19 protein-coding genes are annotated in these 23,660 nt (G+C 60.5%); 3 read left to right on the top strand and 16 right to left on the bottom strand.

Going from position 1 to position 23,660, the window contains the following annotated elements:
* Nucleotides 1-321: 321 nt before the first annotated feature.
* On the top strand, nt 322-1,398 hold the full coding sequence (locus ASE04_RS02440; protein WP_056811429.1) for an ROK family transcriptional regulator: 1,077 nt from the start codon (nt 322-324) through the stop codon (nt 1,396-1,398).
* A 5-nt stretch (nt 1,399-1,403) separates the two neighbouring features.
* Here ASE04_RS02440 and ASE04_RS02445 read toward each other — a convergent pair whose 3' ends face one another.
* From ASE04_RS02445 to ASE04_RS02475, 7 genes are all read right to left on the bottom strand, one after another.
* Nucleotides 1,404-2,579, bottom strand: coding sequence for an ROK family transcriptional regulator (locus ASE04_RS02445; RefSeq protein ID WP_244490321.1), 1,176 nt, complete (start codon nt 2,577-2,579; stop codon nt 1,404-1,406).
* 183 nt (nt 2,580-2,762) lie between these two features.
* The gene (locus ASE04_RS02450; RefSeq protein ID WP_056811434.1) at nt 2,763-5,783 is read right to left on the bottom strand and encodes an alpha-mannosidase; all 3,021 of its coding nucleotides are present in this window, start codon (nt 5,781-5,783) and stop codon (nt 2,763-2,765) included.
* A gap of 26 nt (nt 5,784-5,809) precedes the next feature.
* Nucleotides 5,810-6,652: a carbohydrate ABC transporter permease gene (locus ASE04_RS02455; protein WP_047503834.1), complete on the bottom strand. Its 843-nt coding sequence runs from the start codon at nt 6,650-6,652 to the stop codon at nt 5,810-5,812.
* Nucleotides 6,649-7,581: a carbohydrate ABC transporter permease gene (locus tag ASE04_RS02460; protein WP_056811437.1), complete on the bottom strand. Its 933-nt coding sequence runs from the start codon at nt 7,579-7,581 to the stop codon at nt 6,649-6,651. The genes ASE04_RS02455 and ASE04_RS02460 overlap by 4 nt, the downstream gene beginning before the upstream one ends.
* An 85-nt stretch (nt 7,582-7,666) precedes the next feature.
* Entirely contained in the window at nt 7,667-8,950 is a 1,284-nt protein-coding gene (locus tag ASE04_RS02465) for an extracellular solute-binding protein (protein ID WP_056811834.1), read from the bottom strand.
* Nucleotides 8,951-9,496: 546 nt separating this feature from the next.
* A complete protein-coding gene (locus ASE04_RS02470) occupies nt 9,497-11,701 on the bottom strand; it encodes a bifunctional diguanylate cyclase/phosphodiesterase (protein WP_056811440.1) in 2,205 nt (734 codons plus the stop codon).
* Between the two features lie 219 nt (nt 11,702-11,920).
* The gene (locus tag ASE04_RS02475) at nt 11,921-12,841 is read right to left on the bottom strand and encodes an AraC family transcriptional regulator (protein WP_056811442.1); all 921 of its coding nucleotides are present in this window, start codon (nt 12,839-12,841) and stop codon (nt 11,921-11,923) included.
* A gap of 94 nt (nt 12,842-12,935) precedes the next feature.
* Between ASE04_RS02475 and ASE04_RS02480 the strand changes: the two genes are divergently transcribed.
* The gene (locus tag ASE04_RS02480; RefSeq protein WP_056811446.1) at nt 12,936-13,763 is read left to right on the top strand and encodes an oxidoreductase; all 828 of its coding nucleotides are present in this window, start codon (nt 12,936-12,938) and stop codon (nt 13,761-13,763) included.
* A 306-nt stretch (nt 13,764-14,069) separates the two neighbouring features.
* On the opposite strand, the gene hydA is transcribed toward ASE04_RS02480, so the two are convergent.
* From hydA to ASE04_RS02505, 5 genes are all read right to left on the bottom strand, one after another.
* Nucleotides 14,070-15,461 carry a dihydropyrimidinase gene (gene hydA, locus ASE04_RS02485; RefSeq protein WP_056811449.1) on the bottom strand — a complete coding sequence of 464 codons (1,392 nt, stop codon included), beginning with the start codon at nt 15,459-15,461 and terminating at the stop codon, nt 14,070-14,072.
* A complete protein-coding gene (locus ASE04_RS02490) occupies nt 15,462-16,721 on the bottom strand; it encodes a cysteine desulfurase-like protein (RefSeq protein ID WP_056811453.1) in 1,260 nt (419 codons plus the stop codon).
* A 30-nt stretch (nt 16,722-16,751) separates the two neighbouring features.
* Nucleotides 16,752-17,489 (bottom strand): amino acid ABC transporter ATP-binding protein, encoded by a 738-nt coding sequence (locus ASE04_RS02495; RefSeq protein WP_056811456.1) that lies wholly within the window; start codon nt 17,487-17,489, stop codon nt 16,752-16,754.
* Nucleotides 17,486-18,160 (bottom strand): amino acid ABC transporter permease, encoded by a 675-nt coding sequence (locus ASE04_RS02500; protein ID WP_056811458.1) that lies wholly within the window; start codon nt 18,158-18,160, stop codon nt 17,486-17,488. Before ASE04_RS02500 ends, ASE04_RS02495 begins: the two co-directional genes overlap by 4 nt.
* 71 nt (nt 18,161-18,231) lie before the next feature.
* Nucleotides 18,232-19,026 (bottom strand): transporter substrate-binding domain-containing protein, encoded by a 795-nt coding sequence (locus ASE04_RS02505; RefSeq protein WP_056811462.1) that lies wholly within the window; start codon nt 19,024-19,026, stop codon nt 18,232-18,234.
* A gap of 166 nt (nt 19,027-19,192) precedes the next feature.
* Here ASE04_RS02505 and ASE04_RS02510 point away from each other — a divergent pair, with 166 nt between their 5' ends.
* Nucleotides 19,193-19,882 (top strand): FadR/GntR family transcriptional regulator, encoded by a 690-nt coding sequence (locus tag ASE04_RS02510; RefSeq protein WP_056811466.1) that lies wholly within the window; start codon nt 19,193-19,195, stop codon nt 19,880-19,882.
* Nucleotides 19,883-20,051: 169 nt separating this feature from the next.
* On the opposite strand, the gene ASE04_RS02515 is transcribed toward ASE04_RS02510, so the two are convergent.
* Genes ASE04_RS02515 through ASE04_RS02530 form a run of 4 tightly spaced genes read right to left on the bottom strand, consistent with a single transcriptional unit; the run spans nt 20,052 to nt 23,648 of the window.
* Complete coding sequence (locus ASE04_RS02515) at nt 20,052-20,828, bottom strand: ABC transporter ATP-binding protein (RefSeq protein ID WP_056811469.1); 777 nt, start codon at nt 20,826-20,828, stop codon at nt 20,052-20,054.
* A gap of 1 nt (nt 20,829) precedes the next feature.
* Complete coding sequence (locus ASE04_RS02520; protein ID WP_056811473.1) at nt 20,830-21,678, bottom strand: ABC transporter ATP-binding protein; 849 nt, start codon at nt 21,676-21,678, stop codon at nt 20,830-20,832.
* Nucleotides 21,671-22,582 (bottom strand): ABC transporter permease, encoded by a 912-nt coding sequence (locus ASE04_RS02525; RefSeq protein ID WP_056811477.1) that lies wholly within the window; start codon nt 22,580-22,582, stop codon nt 21,671-21,673. Before ASE04_RS02525 ends, ASE04_RS02520 begins: the two co-directional genes overlap by 8 nt.
* A gap of 4 nt (nt 22,583-22,586) precedes the next feature.
* Nucleotides 22,587-23,648 (bottom strand): ABC transporter permease, encoded by a 1,062-nt coding sequence (locus ASE04_RS02530; RefSeq protein ID WP_056811480.1) that lies wholly within the window; start codon nt 23,646-23,648, stop codon nt 22,587-22,589.
* Nucleotides 23,649-23,660: the final 12 nt, after the last annotated feature.

Below are 23,660 nucleotides of genomic sequence, written 5' to 3' on the forward strand. Positions count from 1 at the left end.
GGTAAGGCGCAGGCGGCACGCCTCCACAGCAGCCTGCGTTCGGTCGGCATGCTGCCCTCATTTGAACGGGAGCAGCCAATCCCCCACTCGCTCGTCGAACAACCAGCAGAAAGATCGCACGGATCGAACGCGGTGCCATCCATCAAAGAGCATGCTTGATGCTACGACTGCGTAGGTCTCGCGACGGTTCAAGCAAAGATCCTCGCCTTGCTTGATGCCATCGCGTATTTGCGCGATACCTGCAGGCAGTATGTAAATAACCCGCACAAATTGGGCGCGGCGGTGAGCCGGACCGAGTACCTGTTTCGAGGAATTTCGCAATTGAAGACGTCGCGGCGGCTTTCCATATCCGGCATCCCGATGAGCCGCATTCCTGCCGACAATCGTCCCGGCATCAGTCCGGCCGATATCGCCGATCACAATTCCCGCACGACGCTCGGACTGTTGCGCAGGTTCGGACCACTGACGCGCCAAGAGCTTGCCAAGCACCTCGGGTTGACCGAGCCTGCGATCACTGGCATCACCCAGCGGCTAGCGGATGCTGGCTTTGTAATGGGCCGCAAGCGTATCACATCGACACGTTACACCGCCGCCGAATTCGCACTCTGTCCCGACGCAGCCTTTTCGTTGGGTCTCCGCCTGGGCGCAGACGGCTGCGAAATCATTATGCTTGATCTTGCATGTTCCATCGTGCGCCAAGAGCACGTGACACGCCTGGACATGATCGCGGACGCGGTCGCCGACATGATCTCCAACGCTCGGGTAACGGCCAGCCTGGTCGGTTGCGGGATCGCCTTGTCGCCGGAGACTGTTTCGGCGCGCTCTGCCATCGAGGCGGCCATCGGTCGGCCGCTTGGTCCACTGTTCTTCCTAGAAGACAGCGAGGCAGCAATCAACGCGGAGCGTATGCTCGGAATCGGCGATGTGGAAGGCGGCCTTGTCACAATCCTGATCGACGATACGGTTCGCGCCGGCCTCTTCATCGGCGGGCGCCCGTTTCACGGCATGCACGGACAAGCCGGTCAAATCGGCGAGATGCGGTCCGGCATTGACGGCGCAAGTCTGAACGAGATGGCGACGCTACCATCGCTGCAGCGACATCTCGCGCGAGCGACATCCGCCAACGGCTGGTTGGAGATTGCCGCGCGTCATCTACACGAAGCGGTTCTGGCAATCTCCGGCTTCATCGCTCCCGGCGCCATCCTCATCGGCGGGTCCCTGCCCGATGACATTCTAGCGTCGGTGATATCGCGCATGGCGCGCGAGCGGGAAGAGAAAATCCGCGATCTGGTGATCGCCCCCTGGATCCCGGCAGTGCAACCGGCAACCCATCCGAAAGATGGCGTGGCCCTGGGTGCTGCCCTTCGACCTTTCACCGAGACGTTGTTTCCGGCCTGACGACGTCAGTCGGTCGCAGGCCACCGTTCAGGGCTGTTCGCGAGACCACCGATCGGATTGCGGAACCGCTGCGCCGGTTCGGCCGATGGAAGGCCGAGACGATGCGCCAGCGGAATGGCCGCGGCGCCGAGTGCCGCAGCATCCTCCGAGCCGGCCGCGCGATGCAGCGACGGCGCCTTGGCGCCGAGGCGGCCGATCTCCTCGTGAACGTAGAGCAGCAGCTCGTCGATGATCCGGACAGGGAAGCGGCCGCCGATGAGGACACCCTCGGGATCGACGATCATGCCGATATGAACGATCGCCTGGGCGATCTTGACGCTGACCTTGCGCAGCCATGCGCTGACGATCGCGCGCCCTGTCGCATCGAGCGCCAGGAGGTCGGCCGGTGTGGACGCCTCGACGCCATTGCGCTTCAGGTGGTCGAGCAGGATGAAGAGCGAGAACATTTCGCCGAGCGGCTGCGTGCTACCGGCAAACGGCCCGTCGTCGAACAGTACCGGCAGCCAGCCGATTTCGCCGCCGATCCCGCTGGCGCCCTTGTGGCGGATGCCATCGATCACAAGACTGCCACCCAGGCAGGCGTTCGCCAGGATGTAGAAGAAACTACCGATCTCGGTGCCAAGCCCGTATTCGATCTCCCCCAAAGCCGCCGCGTTGGCGTCATTGTCGATGAACACCGGGTGATCGGAGATCGCCTCCAGCGCGCCGCGTACGTCATAGCCGCTCCAGCGCCGGTATTCCGGCGGAAAGCCGATAACTGGCACTTCGCCGAGCCAATCAGGGATGGCGAGGCCGATGCCGGCCAGCCGGCTCTCCTCGATGATCTTGCGCCGCCGGAACGAAGACAGCGCATCGGCCATCAGTGCCGCGAAATCATTCGGCAGCAGAAACCGCGCCTCGTGGTGAATGCGACCGCGCACTGTGCCGGCAGCATCGACGGCGACGATGGTGAGGTGGTCGCGGTCGATATTGGCGCCGATCGAAAACACGCCCTCCGGATCGATCTCCAGCTCGATTGCCGGCTGCCCGCGCAACCCATGCCTGCGCCGCGCCTCCATGACGAGGCCCTCGTCGAGCAGGCGCTCGACGATCCGCGTCACGGCCTGCTTGGTCAGCCGCGATCGCGCCGCGAGCTCGGTGCGCGAAATTGGCCCGCCGCGATGGATCGCGCTCAGGATCATGGCCCGATTGGCCGCCGCCGCCTGCTCAGGATTGGAGCCCGAAACCTGCAACTTCCATCTTCTCCTTGCCTGTGTCCGGCATGTTGAACTGCCACAAGATCTATCGAGACTAAGTCATTGTGTCACAAACGGAAAGAGCCCAGCCACTCCATGACCGGGCTCCGACCATTCGTTGACTTCGACTTATCGCGAAATACGCCAGCTCTTCACCTGGAACGGCATCAACCCCTCGACCGGCACATCGCGCATCGGCTCTTCCAGAATGCTCACCGTTCCCTCGTTGCGCCATCCCTGCGGCAGCGTCAGGCCGAAAGCGCCGCGGCGGCCTGCTGGCTCGTAAACGCGCAGGATCAGGCCATCACCATCCTCGCAAGGCTTGATAGCCGAAAGCGCCGCGTCGATACCTTCAGCCTTGATTGGCTGCCACGTCCCGACCGCGCGGTCGGACACGGCCATCGCCAGCAGTGGCTGGTTGAGGTCGTCGGCCTCCTCGCGCACACCGCCCTCGTACCACGAGCCCTCATGCGGCATCAGAGAGTAGGTGAAGCTCTGCAACCCCTCATCGGCCAGCGGGTCCGGGTAGATGGGCGAGCGTAACAGCGAGAGGCCAAGCACGTTGCCCCGGATGCTATGGCCGTATTTCGCGTCGTTGAGGATCGCGACGCCGAAGCCCGGCTCCGAGAGATCGGCGAAGCGATGCGCCGGCGCCTCGAACATCGCCGCGTCCCACGACGTGTTCGAGTGCGTGGGCCGCTCGACGACGCCATAGGCGCATTCGCAGGTGGCGCGCGCATTGCGTACGGCAACATCAGTCAGCGTGCGCAAGAAGGCACGGCGATCGTGCCAGTCGAGCTCGGTCTGGATATCCAATCGACGGGCATTGGCGCCGAGCGACAGGATCTGCGTGATGCGCGAGTGGCGCCAGGTGCGCACGATCTTGATCGCGGCGCGGTGCGCCGTGTTTTCGATCAGCTCGATGCTATCAAGCGCAGTGATCTCCTCGCCACGCGCGGCGTAATCCTCCTCGACGTCCCAGGCGTCCCAATTGCGCGGCTTGTCCGCCGGGTAGACGAACAGCCGGTTGCCGGCGCCTTCGAGCGGCTCGCGGCCGCTTGGCTTGTGCAGGATGCTCGCAATCGAGCCGTCCTTGGCCAGCGTCACCTTCAGCGTTTCGTTCTCGAGGTGGCTGTTGCTCGCCGAAAGGCCCGGCTGCGCCTTCAGCGAGGCGATGTCGATGACGGCGATGGCGAGCGGCGCGATGCTGTCGCGCGACGAGACGTGGCTGCCATCGGCCAACGTCAGCCTGATGGGCCGTTCGTCAAGCGACGGATTGACCACCAGCACGTTGCTGCCGCTTCCAGACGGCAACTGTTTGGCGATAGCCGCGAGCGCACTTGCCTGCGCGGCCTGGCCGTCGGCGATCACGCCGTCGAGTTCTTCAGCGCTGTCGGCATAGACCTCGGCGATCGAGGAGCCCGGCAGAATGTCGTGGAACTCGTTCTTCAGGACGACGCGCCATTCGCTCTCCAGCGAGGCCGGCTTCTCGCCGCCCATGAGATGCGCCAGCCCGGCAAGGGTTTCCGCGGTGATCAGGCTGCGTTCGGCCTTGCGGTGCAGGCGCTTGACGACGCTCTGGCTGGTTAGCGTCGCGCGGTGCAGCTCGAGATAGATCTCGCCCTGCCACGTCGTGAGCTCCCTTTCGGCGGCACTCTTGTGCGCCCCCTCGAAAAAGTCGTGCACCTTCGTCCAGCGCGCGGCTGGCAGTGCCGGGAAGGCGCGCAGCTGCTCCTCGCGTGCGATCATCTCCGGCGTCACGCCGCCGCCGCCATCACCGTAGCCGACGGCCAGAAGCGTCGTCTCGTGCTTGTCCTTCTGCTGGAAGTTCCGCCAGGTGGGCACGAAGCAATCCGGCTGCACGAAGCCGTTATAGCCATGCATCGGATTGTCGAAGGTGTGGGTGAGCACCCGGCTGCCGTCGAGGCCCTCCCACCAGAAGAGGTCGGTGGGGAATTTGTTGGTCTCCGACCAGTTCACCTTGATCGTGAAGAAGCTCTTCATCCCACCCTGGCGCAGCAGCTGAGGCAGGGCGCCGGAGAAGCCGAAGCAATCCGGCAGCCAGCAGACGCTGTGGCGAACGCCGAAGGTCTTTTCGAAGTAGCGCTGGCCGTAGAGGATCTGCCGGCTGAGGCTCTCGCCCGTGGGCATGTTGGTGTCGGGCTCGACCCACATGCCGCCGAGCGTTTCCCACTGCCCTTCCTTCACGCGCTCGACGATGCGCTTCAGAAGTTCGGGATCGTCTTCGGCGATCTGGTTGTAATAATGCGCCGTCGACTGGTTGAAGCGGAAGTCGGACGACTGCTCCATCAGCGAGAGCGCCGTGTGGAAGGTGCGGCGCATTTTGCGACGGGTTTCGCGGTAAGGCCACAGCCAGGCAAGGTCGATATGCGCGTGACCGGTCAGGGCGATCTCGCCCTGCGGCGGGAAGCGTTCGCGCAGCTGTTTCAGTTCCTTGATCAGCGTGTCGTAAGCCGTAACCACGCTGGCGCGCTGCCCCTGGTTGAGGCCGTCGGGGGCGCTTTCGAGCTCGGGCAGTTGCCAGATTTTCTGCTGGCCGGTCGATGGCGCTATGCGCGCGATATAGGCTGCTGTCGATGACGGCCAGTCGAGGCCGCGCATGGCAGCCTCGGCAATGTCAAGCAAATGCGGAATGACCTCATGTCCCTCCAACGTGTCGATCGCCTCGGAGATCTGGCGCAGGAGCAGCCACAGCCGGTCGACCGGCCCGTCGAGCCACAAAAGGTTCGCCCGCTCGAGCCTTGGTGCGCGGACGGGTTCGCCGAACGGCAGGCGCGCGACCGTTTCCGAGGAGATGGCGATCCGGCGCGACGTCAGGCGGAATTCCTGGTGATAGGGGTCGAGCCCAAGTCGCGTTTCGTTTCCGGCCTCGTCGGTGATGGTGATCAGGCTCTCGCCGCCAAGGTTGAGGCTGAGCCGGGCTTCCTCGACCGGCCAATGTTCCGGCAGGCGTGCCGAGGCGGCGAAGCTGACCGTACCATCCTTGCGCGGCCATGCGCCGCCGATCGCGATCGGTTCGCCGTCGAAGGTCCAATCGACGATCTGAACGGTTTCACGGGCGCGCCAGTGTTCGAGTTCCGACATGCGGACGCGGATGCGGTCGAGGCGTTGGGCAAGCGTAAGCGACATGATCATATCCTGAGGTTTGAAAGATATCAGCCCTTGACGGCACCGGCCGTCATGGCGCCGAGAATGAGGCGTTGGAGCGAAAGAAATGCGACGATGGCGGGCACGACAGACACGAGGCAGGCGGCCGCCAGCAGCTGGATGGAACTATCGTTCTGGGTTCCGGCATATTGGAAGATGCCGACGCCGATCGGCATCAGCGCTTCCTTGCTGATCAGCAGGAAGGGCACCAGGAATTGCGACCAGCCAGCGATGACGGAAATGATGAAGGCGGAGGCGATCCCCGGCGTCGAGAGCGGCAGAATGATCCGCCAGAAGACGCCGAAATGGCTGCACCCGTCGATCAGCGCCGCTTCGTCCAGGCTGCGCGGAATGCCGTCGATGAAGCCCTTGAGTATCCACGTCACCATCGGCACGGCAAGCGCGATATAGACCATCGTCGCGCCGAAATGGCTGTCGGTGAGGCCGATCTTCGCCATGTAGCGGTAGAGCGGCACCATGATGACGAGCGGCGAGATCATCTGGAATGCAAGCAACACCATCATCCACGGCCCCTTGCCGCGGAAAGGAAAGCGCGAGAAGGCGTAAGCCGCCGGCAATGCCACGATCAGGCAGCCGATCGCGCTGGAGGCCGACAAGATGAGCGCGTTCCACAGATAGCCCGCAAATTTGTCGGAAGAGAGAATAGCGATGAAATTGTCGAGCGTCGGCGACTTGGGGATCAGCCTGGAGACGCCGAGAAACACCTCCTTGCGGGTACGCAGCGCCAGCGACAGCAGCCAGACCAGCGGCCAGGCGAAGAAGAGGAAGGTGATCAGCATGAAGAGATAGCTGAAGAGATCTCCAATGCGTTCCTGTCTCGAATTGATCATACTGGTTCTCCCTTCGGCAGGAAGCGGGCATAGACGAGCGCTAGGCTGAGGCTGATGACAAGCATCAGGATCGACAGCACCGCGCCGGCCGCCAGATCATAATTCCTGAAGACGACGTTGAACGTATAGAGCGAAAGAACCTCGGTCGCCCGGCCTGGGCCGCCACCGGTCAGCGAGATGATCGCATCGAAGGTGTTCAGCGTCTGGATGGTGATCAGGATCATGTTGACGAGGATCGCCGCGCGCAACTGCGGCAGGGTGATGTAGATCATCCGCTGCCAGGGATTGGCGCCGTCCATTTCCGCCGCTTCGTAGAGCTCCGGATCGATCGCCTTGATGGCGGCATACATGACCACCATCGAAAACGCCGTTCCGCGCCAGACGTTGGAGATGACGACCGACCACATGACCATGTTCGGGTCGGACAGCCATTGAACGGGGGCGGCGCCGAGCATCCTGAGCAGGCTGTTGAGACCGCCGAAGGGCGCCTCGTTGAACAGCATCTTCCAGATGATGCCGCCGGCAATCCCCGGGACCACCCAGGCGACAAGCGCCGTGGTGCGCACGATGGTCGAGCCGAACAGGCCACGCTTTTCGCTACGCACGACGACTTGGGCGATGAACAGCCCGAGCACTTGTTGAGCAATGACGCTGGACCCGGTGAAGACGAGCGTCACCCAGAGGATCTGCAGCAGCTCAGGCTTCGAAAGCGTGTTGACGATCGTCCGCAGCGTATATTCCTCGTCGTTGCCGACGATCGATATGTTGGTGAAGGCGAAGCGGAAGACGTCGATCAGCGGGTAGAGATAGAAGACCCCGAGGACCAGGATCAGCGGCATCAGCCAGGGCGCGGGGGAAGGATAGAATTTTCGCGCGGCAAGCCTGCTTCCGGTAGGCGCAGTCTCGGCCGCAATGCTGAGATTGGTCATCGATCCGTCCGGTTATGTGTCATTGAGGTCAGGCAGTCGGTATCGGTGGCGCGGGTGAGGTTACCCCGCGCCACCGATCATCAGCTCAGCTCCGTTTGAAGGCGCTGAGCGAGGCGGTGAAAGCCTCGTCGACGGCGGCTTCCGTCGCCTGGGTGCCTGTTAGCACCTTGCCCATCATGATCTGGATCTGGTTGGATATTTCGGGATAGACGGCAGCCCCCGGCCGCGCCTGCCCGACCTTCAGGGCTTCGGCGAAGGTCTTGTTTGCCGGTGTCGAGAAGACCTCGTACTTGTCATAGAGATCGGCGCGTGTCGGCAGCTGTTCCTGAAGCGCATTGGCCGGCCCCATATAGACTTCGCGGGCAAGGTCGGCGCAGACCTTGACCTTGACGGCATCCTTGCTGAAGGCCGCGACGGTCCAGCCGCCGGTGCCGGTCGAGCGTTCATTGGCGGTCGGGCCGGGAAGCGGCGAGAAGGTCCATTTGGCGAACTCCTCCGGCTCGAGCGCCGCCTTCAGCTGCGCATACTGCCAGTTGCCGCCCACAAAGAGCGCGGTGGTTCCCGCTGTAGCGGCAGCGTTGAAGTCGTCGTAGTTCCCGATGGTGGCGACGCGCTTGGGGGCTGCGCCCGATTCCACGAGGCCACGATAGTAGTTTACCGCCTTGATGAACTTCTCGCGGTTGTCGCCCTCGCCAAAGATCGGCTTGCCCTGATCATCGACCAGCTTTCCACCCTGGCCCCAGAAATTGGCGAGCCAGTCGAAGGTCGTGCCCTCGTAACGTCCGCCGTTGAAGAGGATACCCTCCATGCCTTCGTCGACGGAATGCAGCGCGGCCTTCTTCAGGTCGTCCCAGGTCTGAGGCGCGTCGGGTACGATCTCCTTGTTGCGGTAGAGTACGCGTAGATCTGTCGACCACCACCAAGCATAGATGTTGCCGTCATCACCGGTGATCCCCTCGCGGATGAAGGGAAACAGCTGGCCGATCTCTTCCTTGCTGAAGTAGGGCGAGAAGGATTGCAGCACGCCGGATTTCTTGAAGAGCGGCAGCACGAAGGAATCGACCGCGGCGCAATCGGGCGCCGAACCCGACTTCGCCTGCTCGAGCATGCGCGCCTGCTCCTGGCCGATATCGCCCGACATCATCTGCAATTCGATCTGCCAGTCAGGGCGCTTGGCGATGAAATCGTTGAAGAGCTTGCTGTAGCCCTCGGCATAAACAGGCTCGTTGTTGCGCGGGCCGTCGGTGGTCATGCGGAAAATGAGCTTGTTTGGCGCGTCGGCCTTGCCGACGATGTCGCCCGTGATCAGATCCTGAGCCGCCGCGATAACAGGCGCGGCCAGGAACGAACCCGCCAGAAGGGCGAGCATGATTGCCTTTTTCTTCACCAGTATTTCCTCCCGATTCAGGATCCCATCCGAGCCGCTGCCTCCACAACAGCGGGTCTCCTCGATCCACCGACTAGATTAAGTCACTTTGCTTTTGTGTCAAGCGATCAAGTCTCGGGCGTCGAGAAGGCGGCTGACAAATCGCGGCTTCGGGGCAATCGACAATCCATGCGGACACTACCCGAGGACGATGGCGATCGACGCTACGGCTGGCGATCCTAAAGTGCCGAGACGGAGGTGACGATTGGCGAAAAGGCCATTTTGCCGTCGCAATATGGCTGCGAGCCTATCGGAAGCGTCAGATAGCCGGAAAGGTCCAAGGTGTAAGCGATAATGCCACGGGATCAAGCGGTCCAACTCGGACTGACGGGCTCAGCGACGGGTCTCTGTCTTGTTGTTGGAACATCGAAGTCCGACGTCGACAATGCTGGAGCGTTTCCGGGACGGACCAGCGTGAGCGCGCCTTGAGACTTCCAGGTGCCTGAGAATGAGACGTCACACTCGTGAATTCGTGATCGGCATCATCGTTCAGGCAGCTTCAATCTGGGTGCGTGTCTGTTGGTTGCCTGAATTCCAGCGTTCGACGAATGCTGAAAGCTCTGCAGCTACTACGGGCTTGCTAAAGTAGAACCCTTGCACCTGGTCGCATCCCTGTTGTCGCAAGAATGCAGCCTGTTCGAAAGTCTCAACGCCCTCAGCCGTGGTCACCATTTTAAGGCTTTGCCCGAGACCGATCACGGACTTGACGATCGCTCCGGATTTTTCTGTGTCGCTCAGGTCGCCGATAAACGATCTGTCGATCTTGATCTTGTCGAACGGGAACGAATTGAGGTAGCCAAGCGACGAATAGCCGGTCCCAAAGTCATCCATGGCGATCTTCACGCCAAGCGCTTTCAACCCGTTCAGGATGTCGAGCGCTGCGCCTGTGTCGTTGATAAGGATGCTTTCGGTAATCTCGAGTTCCAGTCGATCCGGCTCCAAGCCTGTCCTCTGCAGAACCTGCCGCACTGTCTCGACAAGCTCGCGATTCCGAAACTGAACCGGAGACAGATTGACGGCGATACGCAATCGATCCCATGACATCGCCTGGCTGCAGGCTGTCTCGAGCACCCATTCACCGATTGCTACAATCAGCCCGGTTTCCTCCGCCAACGGAATGAAATCCGCAGGGGAAACCAAACCGCGCACCGGATGACGCCATCGAACCAGTGCCTCGACAGCGGCGACCGTCTGGTGCTCCAGATCGATAAGCGGCTGGTAGTGAAGTTCGAGTTCGTTTTTCAAGACCGCTTGGCGCAGATCGTACTCAAGAGCCCGCCGCTCCTGAAGTTCGGCATCCATCTGCGCTTCGAATATCCGATAGGTGGCACGTCCGCCCTGCTTTGCCCGATAGAGGGCAATGTCGGCATTCTTTAACAGGCGCTCGGGTATGCGGTCTTTGGTGTCCGCCAACGCGATGCCGATACTGACGCCGATATGAAGAATCTGATCCTCGACAATGAAAGGTGTACGAAGGCCATCGATCAGCTTTCGGCTCAGCTCTTCAGCATCATGCGGCTGGTTTGCGCCGATTTGTATGACCGCAAACTCGTCTCCCCCCAAACGAGCGACCGTATCACTATAGGCGACACAGGATGCCAGACGTTCCGCAACTTGCTGCAGGAGTTGATCACCAGCGGCGTGGCCCATGCTATCGTTGACCTCTTTGAAATTGTCGAGATCCAGACAAATTACCGCAACCGATGTGGACGTCGCCATTGCGGGGGCAAGCGCGACATTTAACCGTTCCCTGAAGAGTACTCGGTTCGGAAGGCTTGTAAGAGCATCGTGATGCGCAAGGTGACTTACGCGAGTGGCCGACTCCTCCAGGGCACTCGTCGATCTACGGGCGTTCCTGACGACAAGCACCGAGAATGCTGCAAGTACTAGCAATGCCAGCCCTAGAGGTGGCACAATGAAGCCAAGCAACTGGTTGCCCGGCTTTGGCGGGGACCAGGATATCGTCCCAAGATACATCCGGTTCTGCGTCAGAAGCGGAATGGATGCTTCCTTGCCGAATTGATTGTCGAGCGAGATCGTAAGATCGCTCAGCAGGTAGTCATGGCCCATCCTGTCAAGAAACTTCTGGTCCAGCCGCTTGGCAAAGACGAGCATTGTGAGATCCCGGGGATTGATGCTCGAGCGATCAACGGACGGCGGAAGGATGCCATTGGCGGCAACAACGTAAACATCGTTTCCGGATTTGATCAGGCTTGTGGTCGGATCCGGCTGAATTGCTGCCACATGCAAAAGGTCGCGAAGACCGCGAGGCATTGCTTCGAGAGCATCCATCTTCGTCGGGACGCCATCGATAAGGCTGTAGAGCGTCTTGTCTCCGGGAGCGACAACGAACACCATCTCGTAGCCGAGATCCTTGTAGATGTTGGCACCAATGTTGCCGTCGGTGACGGCCCAATCCAGGTCGATACGATCACGGACATGCTCGTGGACGTCAGGCCGAATTGTGTAGTCCCGAAGGTTACGACCGACCTCACGAGCTTTCACCTGAAGCGCGGTCAAAGCAAGCCGGGTGGACCCTTCGATCTCCAATTGATTTTGTTGGCGGGCGGAGAGGATCAGGAAACCGATCACCACGATAATCACGCCGATCATGATACCGGCCATGGGATAGACGACGCGCCGCGTGAAATGCTGCCCCGAGAGGTGGGACATATCGGAACTGAGAGTGCGCATGCCATCCTCCGCTAGAGTTGCGAGCGACGCTACAGTTGCAATGACAAATGAGTGGTTAAATCTAGTTGTCCCGTTTCGATACAGTTAATGAGAACGATAAAACCAATGGCTAAAACTCGCAGGCCTCAAGAACCTTGCTTCTAAACAAGGCATCGGAGCCTGCCTTCTTCCCGTGGCCGCCCCCTCTTTGGCGGCTTGGCGGGAACAGCAGACGTGGCGTCACTGGTCCGAAACAAGCTCTCCGAGATGTTGCCGGACCCATTTGACCTCTTCCGAAGCAGTCCTGCCGAAATGGCGTTTGAAGTCACGGCTGAACTGAGCGGGACTAACATAGCCAACCGAAAGCGCGATTTCCGCAATGGTGCTCTTCTGTCGCGCCATCAATAGCCTCGCCTGATGAAGGCGCATGGCTTTGACATATTGTATGGGACTGCTTCCAGTCAGCGCCTTGAAGTGCGCATGGTAGGACGGAACACTCATACCGGCCTCGCTGGCTAGAGCCGCGATTGAAACATCGGAGCAGAAACTGTCGCTCAGGCGGGCGAGGCTCTGGACTATGCGCCCCGCCATTCCTTTTTGCCGCAACGCGGCGACCAGTGCAGACCCCTGCGGACCAACGAGTATTCGGTAGTGCAGCTCCCGTAGGATGCTTTTCCCGAGCACCGCCGTCTCGACGGGGCTGGCGAGCGCCTTCAACAAGCGCAGAATCGTATCCTCGATCTCAGGTTCCATTCTGCTGGAAACGAGGCTCTTCGCCATCGTCGCTGTTTCCAGCTGCCAGTTTTCCAGCGCGGCAACGATTTCGGCCGTGAGCGTCATATCGAAGTCGACGTAGATCGCCAGTAGCGGCTTCTCGGGGCTGGCTACCGATTCCATGCGGAAAGGAACAGGCACCGCCACCGCCAGATAATGATCTTCATCATAGACGTAGACCTCACTCTCGAGCACGCCTTTCTTCCTGCCTTGGAGCACAAAGACCACGCCAGGCTGGTAAAGGACGGGCACGTTATTCAGAACCGCTTCGGACCTGAGGAGTCTGACACTATCAAGCCCGGCCAAGTTGTAGCCCTGGCGAGGCGCGAGCGCCCCTCCCAGCTCCACCAGCTCGCGCCGTCGTGATTGCTCACATCGCACTATCATAGGAATTGGCAAGCTTTTTAAATGAATTAACGTCGATCACCACGTCAATCTAGACTATCAGTCAACCTCTCAATCAACAATGAGAGAAAACAATATGTCCAAGAAAACGTTCTTCATAACGGGCGCCAATTCTGGCTTCGGCCTCGCCATTGCGACGACGGCAATCGCTGATGGGCATGCTGTCATAGGGACTGTCCGCTCCGAAGCCGCGAGAGAAAAACTCGCCAAGCTGCTGCCGACAGCCAAGGCCGCGCATTGCGATGTCACCGAATTTGACCGAATTCCTGAGGTCGTGGAAAACGCGGAACGTGAGCATGGCCCGGTGGATGTTCTTATCAACAACGCCGGATATGGCCATGAGGGCGTGCTTGAGGAAGCACCGCTCGAGGAAATGCGACGGCAGTTCGACGTCAACGTGTTCGGTGCCGTCGCCGTCGCCAAGGCGTTTTTGCCCCGATTCAGATCGAGACGTCGCGGTTACATCGTCAACGTGACCTCGATGGGCGGAATAGTTACCATGCCAGGCATTGCCTACTACTGCGGCAGCAAGTTCGCCCTGCAGGGGATATCAGAGGTCATGCGTTCCGAGATGGCACCGTTCGGCGTGCATGTGACGACGCTATGCCCCGGTTCTTTTCGGACGGATTGGGCGGGCCGTTCGATGGTTCGGAGCGTTAGGTCAATCGACGACTACGATCTCTTGTTCGATCCTATCCGCCAGGCGCGCCAGGAAAAGAGCGGCAAGCAACTCGGTGATCCCTCCAAGCTAGCAGCCGCCGTGCTGACGCTGATCGCCTCCGACACTCCGCCGCCGCAGCTCTTGCTCGGAAGCGATGCCCTCGAACTTGTTTCAGCCAGAATTGAGCGCTTGCAGGACGAAATCGAGGCATGGAAGTCCGTCACCGTATCTACTGATGGTTGACCGAGTACCGCATCGGGCCGAAAGCCGCCGTCGGCGGGCGGCGGCCAAGCCTCTGTAGCAGCCAGACGTGCGTGACGTTACCGCCAGAGCGACGCCACTCAACGAGAACACGCCGATCAGCTTTCGTATCGCGCCCAGAACGAGGAGCGGCAACCAGACCGGACCTGCATTGAGATCGACAAGCAGCGGCAGGAACGTGAACATCGACAACAGGGATTTGGGTTGCTCAGGCGGCGCTGGAGCACCGCAAATTTGGACCGCCGCGATGCGTCGGAGAACACCCTCCTTCTAAGCAGCTAGAACTGATCAAATCCGAGTTCTTCGCAGGTACTGGCCCTGCCCTAAAGTGCCCTGCACCGCGCCTTCGCGGATGATCGACCTGCCACGGAGCATCGTCAGGACTGGCCACCCGACAACTTCCAGTCCGTGATAAGGCGTATAGTCGGCCCCATGATGCAGGATATCGTTGGTTATCGTCACTTGCTTATGGGGATCCCAGAGCGTGATATCGGCGTCGGAGCCGATCGCGATTGTGCCCTTCTGCGGGTAGAGACCGTATTGCTTGGCATGGTTCGTTGATGACAGCGCGACGAAGCGGTTGATGTCGATACGACCTTTGCTGACGCCTTCGGAAAACAGGATTGGGAGCCGCGTTTCGACGCCTGGAATACCGTTCGGGATCCAGCGGAAATGGCGTTTGCCTTTCTCGTTCAGCTTGCCGCTGTCATCATCATAGCGGAACGGGCAGTGGTCGGAGGAAAAGAGCTCGAATGTTCCGCTCTGTAGCCCTTCCCAACAGGCTTCCTGACTTTCCTTGTCGCGCGGCGGCGGCGAGCAGACGAATTTCGCGCCTTCCAGTTCGGCGGCATCGAGATCATCGGCGGTCAGAAGCAGATATTGCGGGCAGGTTTCGCCCGCCACCTTGCTGCCACGCTTGCGGGCCCGCTCGATTTCTTCCATCGCCTGCCGGTTCGAGACATGGACGATGACGATCGGTGTGCCAACGATTTCGGCGAGCGAAAGGGCGCGATGCGTCGCCTCGCGCTCGGCGGCGGCCGGCCGGCTCAGCGCATGGAATTTCGGCGCGAGCTCACCATTCCTTTCGTGCTTTCCGATGAGATATCGGATCGCATCTTCGTTCTCGCAGTGAACCATGACGAGCGCACCAGACTGTCTGGCGCTATCAAGCGTGTCGAGGATCTGGTCGTCCCGTAGGCGAAGGTTTTCATAGGTCATGAAGACCTTGATCGATGTGTATCCATCCTCGACCAGCGCCGGGAGTTCCTGACCAAGCACGTAGGATGTCGGATCGGTCACGACCAGATGAAACGAGACGTCGATATAGCACTCGCCTTCGGCTTTCGCATGGTAGGCCTTCAGCGATTCGCGCAGCGTGGTGCCCCTCTCCTGCATACAGAAGGTCAGAACCGTGGTGTTGCCACCGAAAGCGGCCGAGAGCGTGCCGCTCGCAAAGTCGTCGGCCATAACGATGCCGTCGCCGGACGGCTGCGCGAGATGGACATGGCTGTCGATCCCGCCCGGCATGACATAGAGCCCTGAGGCATCGATGATCTCGTCGGCGCTATCAAGAGAGGCTGCAAGTGCCGCGATTTTCCCGCCGCGAATGCCGACATCGCTTTGAAACGTATCGCAGGCAGTGACGACGGTGCCGTTCTTGATGATCGTGTCGAAATACATTCAGGCAGCGCCCCTCTTATGGTCGGCGAGTATGTCATCGAGCGCGGCGATCAGCCGGTCGACCTCACCGATGGTGTTGTAGTGAACCATGGAGACGCGCACGGCGCCGTTATATTGCGGCAGGCCGACATGGTCGCCGAGGCGGCGCGCATGAAAGTCGCCGAAGCGGATCGCGATTTTGTAGGCGTCCATCGCCTTGCAGATATCTTCCGAATTCCGGCCTTCGAAAACAAAGCTGATGGTTGGAATGCGCCGCCCGTTGCGGTTGGCGGTTTCGCCGATGATGCGGCAATCGTTGCGGCTGCGCAGGTACGACAGCAGACGCTCGGTCAGCGCGTTTTCCTGTATGGTGATCGCTTCGAAGGCGGCGAGGATCAGCTCGCGCGGCGAGCCTTTCGAACCCGCTTTCGTGCCAAGCTCGCAAAGGTAGTCGACAATCCCGGTGACCGCGTAGGCGAGCTCGTAGTTCGGATTGCCCGGCTCCAGCTTGCCAGGCACTTTGTCGCGGCCATAGAAGAAGTGGTAGAGCGGATCGAGTTCCAGCAGATGCTCGTATTTTCCGTACATCATCGCGTAATGCGGGCCAAAGGTCTTGTAGAAACTGAAGACGTAGTAGTCGACGTCCATGGCCTGAACATCGACGGCGCGGTGCGGAGCATAGGCGACGGCATCAACGCAAATGCGAGCCCCATGTGCGTGAACGACCTCGGCGATTTCGGCGATCGGGTTGATGGCGCCCAAAATGTTGGAAACATGTGTGACGCAGACGAGCTTCGTCTTCTCCGTCAGCAGCGGCGTGAGCTCGGAAATGTCGAGTTCGTAGGTCGTCGTGTCGAGCGGCCAGAATTTGATGACGACGCCCATGTCCCGCAGTCCGTCCCAGGGACCGATATTCGACTCGTGATCGGAGATCGTCACGATGATCTCGTCACCCGCCGAAAGCTGGCTGCGCATCGAACGCGCCAGGTTCTGCAGAAGCACGGTCGTCGAGCTGCCGAAGACGATTTCTTCGGGGCGCGAGGCATTGACGAGGTGCATGGCGGCGATGCGGCTATCCATCAAAGCCTTGGCAGCCTGCTGCGATACATCATAGCTGCCGCCGATCTGGACGTTCTTGTCGTAGAGGAACGTGTTTATCCGCTCGACGGCACGCTTCAAGATCTGCGAGCCGCCGGCATTGTCGAAAAACACCCAGCCATGATCGAGGCCGGGAAACTGGCTCCGGACGAAATCGATGTCGAGTTGGGGTTGCGCTTCCATGGTGGTCCTCCGGAACCTTGTCTTTTCTTGTCAGTGATTGAGAACTGCGCGCAGGAAGCTTCTCGTGCGTTCCTCGCGCGGATTATCGAAAATCTCGGCCGGCGTGCCGGCCTCGACGATGCGGCCGCCATCCATGAAGATCACGCGGTCGGCGACCTGGCGGGCAAAGCCCATCTCATGCGTGACGACGATCATCGTCACGCCGGTGCCGGCAAGCTTGCGCATGACGTCGAGAACCTCGCCGACCATTTCCGGATCGAGCGCCGACGTCGGCTCATCGAAGAGCAGCACGCGGGGCTCCATCGCGAGCGCCCGGGCAATCGCCACGCGCTGCTGCTGGCCACCAGACAGCTGCTCGGGATATTTGTCTGCCTGTTCGGTGATACCGACGCGGGCAAGCAGTTCCCTCGCCTTGCGGGCCGCTTCCTCGGGCGGCGTCCCGCGCACACGCATCGGCGCGATCATGATGTTCTTCAGGACGCTCAGATGCGGGAACAGATTGAACGACTGGAACACCATGCCGACCTCTGCCCGCACTTGAGCCAGGTTTCTGCCGCGCTCGACCTTGATGCCGTCGACCTCGATACGGCTTTCGCTGGAGAAACTTTCGAGGTGATTGATGCAGCGGATCAGGGTGGATTTGCCCGAGCCAGAGGGCCCAATGACACAGACCACCTCGCCTTCGGCAATCGACAGGTCGATGCCGTGCAGCACCTGGAAGTCGCCATAGGATTTGTCAAGTTTCTGGATGTTGACGATGGTTTTCATCTGCGCCTCCCTGCGCTAAAGCGTTTTTCGAGGCGGGCGACGATGATGACCATCGGCCAGAGGAAGGCGATATAGATGACGGCGGCGCCGATGAGCGGTGACGGATTGGCCGTCAGCGCCTGGGCCTGGGTTGCCTGCTTGAGAAGGTCGGGCATCGCCACCACGGAGGCGAGCGCCGTATCTTTCATGACATTGATGCAGTTGTTTGTGAGTGGCGGAATGACGATCTTGATCGCCTGCGGCAGGATGATCTCGGCCATCATATGCCGGTAGGAAAGGCCAAGCGCCTCCGATGCCTCGAATTGCCCGCGTGGGATCGCCTCGATACCGGCGCGAAATATCTCGGCCGTGTAAGCCGTCGACACCAGTGTCAGCGCGCTGACCGCCGAGACGAAGGGCGAGAGCCGGATGCCGACGAATGGCAGGGCATAATAGATGACGATCAAGAGAACGAGCAGCGGGATCGAGCGGAAGATGTCGATATAGATCTTGGCGAGAGCCTGGATCACGGGATGCCCGTAAAGGCGCAGCAATGCCAGGATCAGACCGCCGATAAGGCCGCCGATAATGCTGACCACGCCAAGCTCGAGCGTGATCCACAAGCCGGACAGCAGCAGCGGAAAGGATCGCTCCAGCACCGCCAGATTGAAGAAGGTCGTGAAAATATCCATTGAGAAACCGATCAGTCGTTTCGGGGCGGATGACGGGCAAACCCGTCATCCGTATCCTTGACCATCCGGCCTTATTTTGCCGCAGGCATATCCGCGACCTTCACGGTCGAGGTCGTGTCCTCGGCCTTGGCGCCGAACCAGGTTTCATGCAGCTTGGCAATGAAGCCCTCGCCCTTCAGCGTCGTGATCACGTCGTTGACCTGCTTGGCCAGCGGATCACCCTTGTTGAACATGATTGAATACTTCTCGCCAGTCGGAATGCGCTCAACGACTTTGATCTCCGGCTTGTCCTTGACGTAGTACTGGAGCGCCGGGATGTCGCTGATATAGCCGTCGATACGGCCGGCTGCGAGATCGAGCATCGCCGGCTGCAGGCCCTCGAAGCGGCGGATCACGCCGAGGCTGTATTTGGCGGTGTTGTTGGTTGCCCACATGTCACCCGTCGAGCCCGTATCGACACCGACGACCTTGCCACTCATGCCCTTCAGGTCCTTGATGCCGCTCGCGGCCATGACGGTCAGTGACTGGTCGCTGTCGTAATAAGGTTGGGCAAAGCTGACGGACTCCAGGCGCTTCTCGGTGATGGTGATCGACGAAACCGCCATGTTGATGCGGCCCGACTGAACGGCCGAGAACAGCCCGTTGAACGGAATGTTGACAAACTCCACCGACTTGTTGAGGCGCTTGGCGATCTCGGTGACGAGATCGACCTCGAATCCGACCGTCTTGCCTGACTCGTCCTGAAATTCCCACGGGACGTTACCGATGTTGGCGCCCACGCTGAGATCGGCGGCATGGGCGGCTGCCCCTGCGAGCGCCAGGACGCCGGAGAGCATGACAGTCTTCAGAATCGAAAAACGACGCATTTTAGGTTCCCCTTGTTTTGTGCTGCGCATTTTTGCTATTGGTCTAACCGGTCTGACCAGCCAGGCCAAATCAACCACGGTCTATTGTCATTTGCAAGCGACTGATGGATTTAAATGCTGGGACAATCCGGGTGGCATCACCCGACATGCCGAGAGAACGGAAAGAATGCTCAACAGGACATTGGTACCGCAATCGGCGGCACGCCTGATACAAGACATGATCCAGAGCGGAGAGCTCGCCGCAGGCGAGAAGATTCCGTCCCAGCGCGAGTTTTCGACCAAGCTCGGTATCAGCCGTGCATCGCTACGCGAGGCGCTGCTGACGCTTGAAACGCTCGGCCTCATCAAAACGGAAGCCGGCCGGGGAACCTTCGTCGCCGAGCGCGGCAGCGCCGCCAACAGCGGCATGGCGCCATGGCGCTACTCCGACAGCTACTCGGTTTTCGATGTTTTCCAGACCCGCATGATGCTTGAAGGCAATATCGCGGCGCTGGCCGCCGGCCGCCTCACCGGCAACCAGCTGCAGGCGATGGAAGCGGCGACCAAGCAGATGGAGGATTGCTGGGCGAAACAGGATCTGCTCGCGAATGTGGAGGCCGACCTCGAATTCCACGCGATCATCGCGTCCGCCTGCAGCAACGCGATGATGCGCGCGCTGTACCAGGTGGTCCGCGAACAATTGACCGAGACGCAGCGCCAGCCGATCCCGATTACCGAGCCCGCCCGCATGAAAGCCTCCATCGCCGAACACCGGCGGATCATTTCGGCACTACGTGACAACGACTCCGTTCGCGCCCGCCAGGAAATGGAAAACCATGTCCTGAATACCGCCCGCTGTGCGGGCCTTAATCCCTGAGGATTCGGGAACGCTGCCACGCCCGTCAACCCGAATTGTGTATTGTTGACGATGCAAATCATGGCCGAAGCCACCAATCGCCTTCTCGACAACGCTGAAAAAGATATCAAGCACGCTCTGCCATCTGACCAGCATGGCAGTTGGGCTCTGCGATGGAGAACGGTGTGGCTCAGGATGAGCTCATATCACTCGGATTGGGAACATACCCCCTACTCCCATCAAGGAGGGTTCTTGTGTAGGGATGCTGGACGCTGCCCTCTAAAAGCTGCTGGCGCGTTGCGATCTCGACGAAAACGCCATCCTGCATGACCGCCACACGGCTGCAGAGATGCGCGATAACAGCCATGTCGTGACTAACCAGGATATAAGTTAGTTTAGAACGTTCGCGCAAATCCTTCAGAAGATTAAGGATTTCCGCCTGGATCGAAACGTCGAGTGCCGATGTCGGCTCATCGAGCAAGAGGATTTTCGGCTCAAGGATGAGCGCACGGGCAATTGCCACGCGCTGCCGCTGGCCGCCGGAGAGCTGGTGCGGGAAGCGATGCCGGAAGCCGGGCGGCAGGCCGACGTCGCGCAGCACCTGCTCGACACGCTCCTGCCTGCGATCCAGCCCATGGATTTCGAGAGGCTCCAGCAGCGTGCGCCCGATCGTGTGGCGCGGATGCAGGGAGCCGAACGGATCCTGGAACACCATCTGCTGCTTTGCGAGTTGCGCGCGGGAACGCTTCGGACCGACCACGTCGCCATCGATCGAAACAGAACCGCTCCATTCCTTGATGCGTCCCGCCAGCGCGCCGAGCACCGTCGACTTGCCGCATCCGCTTTCGCCAACAAGGCCGAATGTCTCGCCGGACGCGACCTCGAAGGCCACGCTTTTGACGACCTGCTTGAAGTCGTTGCCGTTGCCGAAAGACACGGCGAGATCGTTTACCGATATGATGGACATGTCACGCCTCCGCCCAGCTTGCCTGACGCTTCAGCACTTCCAGACGGTCTCGAGGATGATCGAGACTTGGCAGCGCCTCGAGAAGACCGCGTGTATAGGGATGGGTTGCTTCGTCGAGCCTGGCGGCTTCGATCGTTTCCACGATCCGGCCCGCATACATGATGACGACGCGGTCGCAGAAGCTCTTCACGAGGTTGAGGTCGTGCGAAATGAAGACCAGGCCGATGTCGCGCTCTGTGATCAAGTCGTCGAGGATCGACAGCACCTGCTGACGCACGGTGACGTCGAGTGCGGAGGTCGGCTCGTCGGCGATGATCAGTGAGGGCGACGAGATCAGCATCATCGAGATCATGATACGCTGGCCCATGCCGCCCGAGACCTCGTGCGGGTAGAGATTGAAGACGCGGTGCGGGTCGCGGATATTCACCCTTTCCAGCATGGCGAGCGTACGCTCGCGCGCCGCCTTCTTGCCAAGACGCTCATGCAGAATGACGGTTTCGGCGATCTGCTCGCCGACGGTCATGACAGGATTGAGCGAATATTTCGGGTCCTGCAGGATCATCGAGATCCGGCTGCCGCGGATCGCGCGCATGTCGGCCTCGCTGGCGGCCAGGAGATCGACGTCCTCGAAGCGCAACTCATCGGCAACCACGCGAGCGGTGCTCGGCTGCAGCCGCATGATCGCACGTCCCGTCGTGCTCTTGCCGGAGCCGGATTCGCCGATGATGCCCACCTTCTCGCGGCCGACATCGAAGCTCACATTCTTGACGGCGTTCACCACGCCGGACAGCGTCGGAAACTGCACCGACATGTTCTTGACCGAGAGGATCGGTTTTGACTGTTCAGGCATTGCGGGGATCCATGATGTCGCGCAGTCCGTCGCCAAGCAGGTTGAAGGCGAGACTGACCAGGAGAATGGCGATGCCGGGAACCGTCGTCAGCCACCAGGCATCGAGGAGATATTGGCGACCGGAGGCCGCCATGGCGCCCCACTCCGGCATCGGCGGCTGTGCGCCGAGCCCGAGGAAGCCAAGACCGGCGGCCGTCAGGATGACGCTCGACATGTTGAGCGTCAGGCGGATGATGATCGATGGTGCGCAGAGCGGCACGATGTGGCGGAACAGGATTCGTCCCATTCCCGCGCCCTGCAGCTCCGCTGCAACGACGAAATCGGCGGCACGGAACGTCAGCGTTTCGGCACGCGCCAAGCGCGCGATCGGTGGCCAGACGGTGAGCGCGATGGCGATGACGGCATTCTCGATCCCTGGACCAAGGGCTGCGGAAAAAGCGAGAGCGAGCACGAGGCTTGGAAACGACAGGAAAATATCGGTGATGCGCATCAGGACGACGTCTACCCAGCCGCCGAGATAGCCGGCGGTTGCGCCGATCGCAAAGCCGATGGGCGCGACGATGACCGTGACGAGGATGCTGATATAGAGCGTCGTGCGGGCACCGTAGACGAGGCGCGAATAGACGTCCCGGCCGAATTCGTCGGTGCCGAACCAATTGAGCGACGATGGCGGCTTCAGCGCCATCGTCAGATCCTGGGCGATCGGATCATGATTGGCGAGCAGCGGCGCGAAAGTCGCGATCAAAACCAGTAGCAGCACGACAACGAAGCCGGCGAATGCCAATGGATTGGCGATGAGGTTCAGCCACAGGACATAGGCCTTGTGGAGCCGCGCCTGACGTGTCGAGGAGAACTCCTCGTTGATCAGCCAATTGTGCAGATCGTTGAAATAACGTGTCGCCATGATGTCACCGGGTACGCGGGTCGAGGAACCGATAGGTCAGGTCCGACAAGAGGTTGATGGCAATCGAGATGATGCCGATGAGGAGCACGCTGCCGAGCACCGCGTTCATGTCGGCGAAGAACAGCGCCGAGGTGAGATACTGGCCAAGGCCGGGCCACGCGAAAACCGTCTCAATCAGCACCGTGCCGTCGAGCAGACCGCAATACGCCAAGGCCACGATCGTGAGCAGCTGCACGCGGATGTTGCGAAACGCGTGGCGCCAGACGATAGCCCGCTGACCCAGACCCTTGGCCTTGGCGGTCAGCACATATTCCTGCCGCAGCTGCTCGAGCATGAAGCTTCGGCTCATGCGGCTTAGATAGGCCATCGCGGCATAGCCGAGGATCAGCGCGGGAGCCGCGACATGCAGCAGGGCATCCCGGAAGACCCCCCACTCGCCGGCAAGGATCGCGTCGACGAGCATGGAATTGGTCGGCCCTTCGACCAGCCCTTCATTGTAGACGTCGAGGCGGCCGCTGCCGGGTATGATGCCAAACTTCGCGTAGAAGACGAGGATGACGATCGTGCCTAGCCAGAAGATCGGCGTCGAGTGGCCGAGCAGGCCGACGACACGTGCGAGGTGATCGACCCAAGTGCCCTTGCGGACAGCCGAGATGATGCCGAGCGGGATACCGAAACCCGCGCCGATGATCGTTGCCAGCGTGGCGAGCTCCAGCGTTGCCGGGAAGACGCGAGCGAGATCGCTGGCGACGGGGTTCTTCGTCACATGCGACTGGCCGAAATCCAGATGCGCCACATTGCCGAGATAGGTTCCGAACTGCACATAGAGCGGCTGATCGAGCCCCATTTCCTTGTAGACGCGCTCGTAAGTCTCGTGATCGGCCTGGTCGCCGATCACAGCGATAACCGGATCGGCGGGAACCATGCGGCCGACAACGAAGGTGATCACGAGCAGGCCGAGCAGTGTTGTCAGGATGACGGCAAAGGATGCCGTCACCTTGCGCAACGCGCCAAGCGCCGCACGTGCGCCTGCCGACGCGTTTCCAGATGTCTGTGAGATACTCACGTCATTCTCCTC

Source organism: Rhizobium sp. Root708, assembly GCF_001429725.1.
Lineage (GTDB): Bacteria > Pseudomonadota > Alphaproteobacteria > Rhizobiales > Rhizobiaceae > Rhizobium.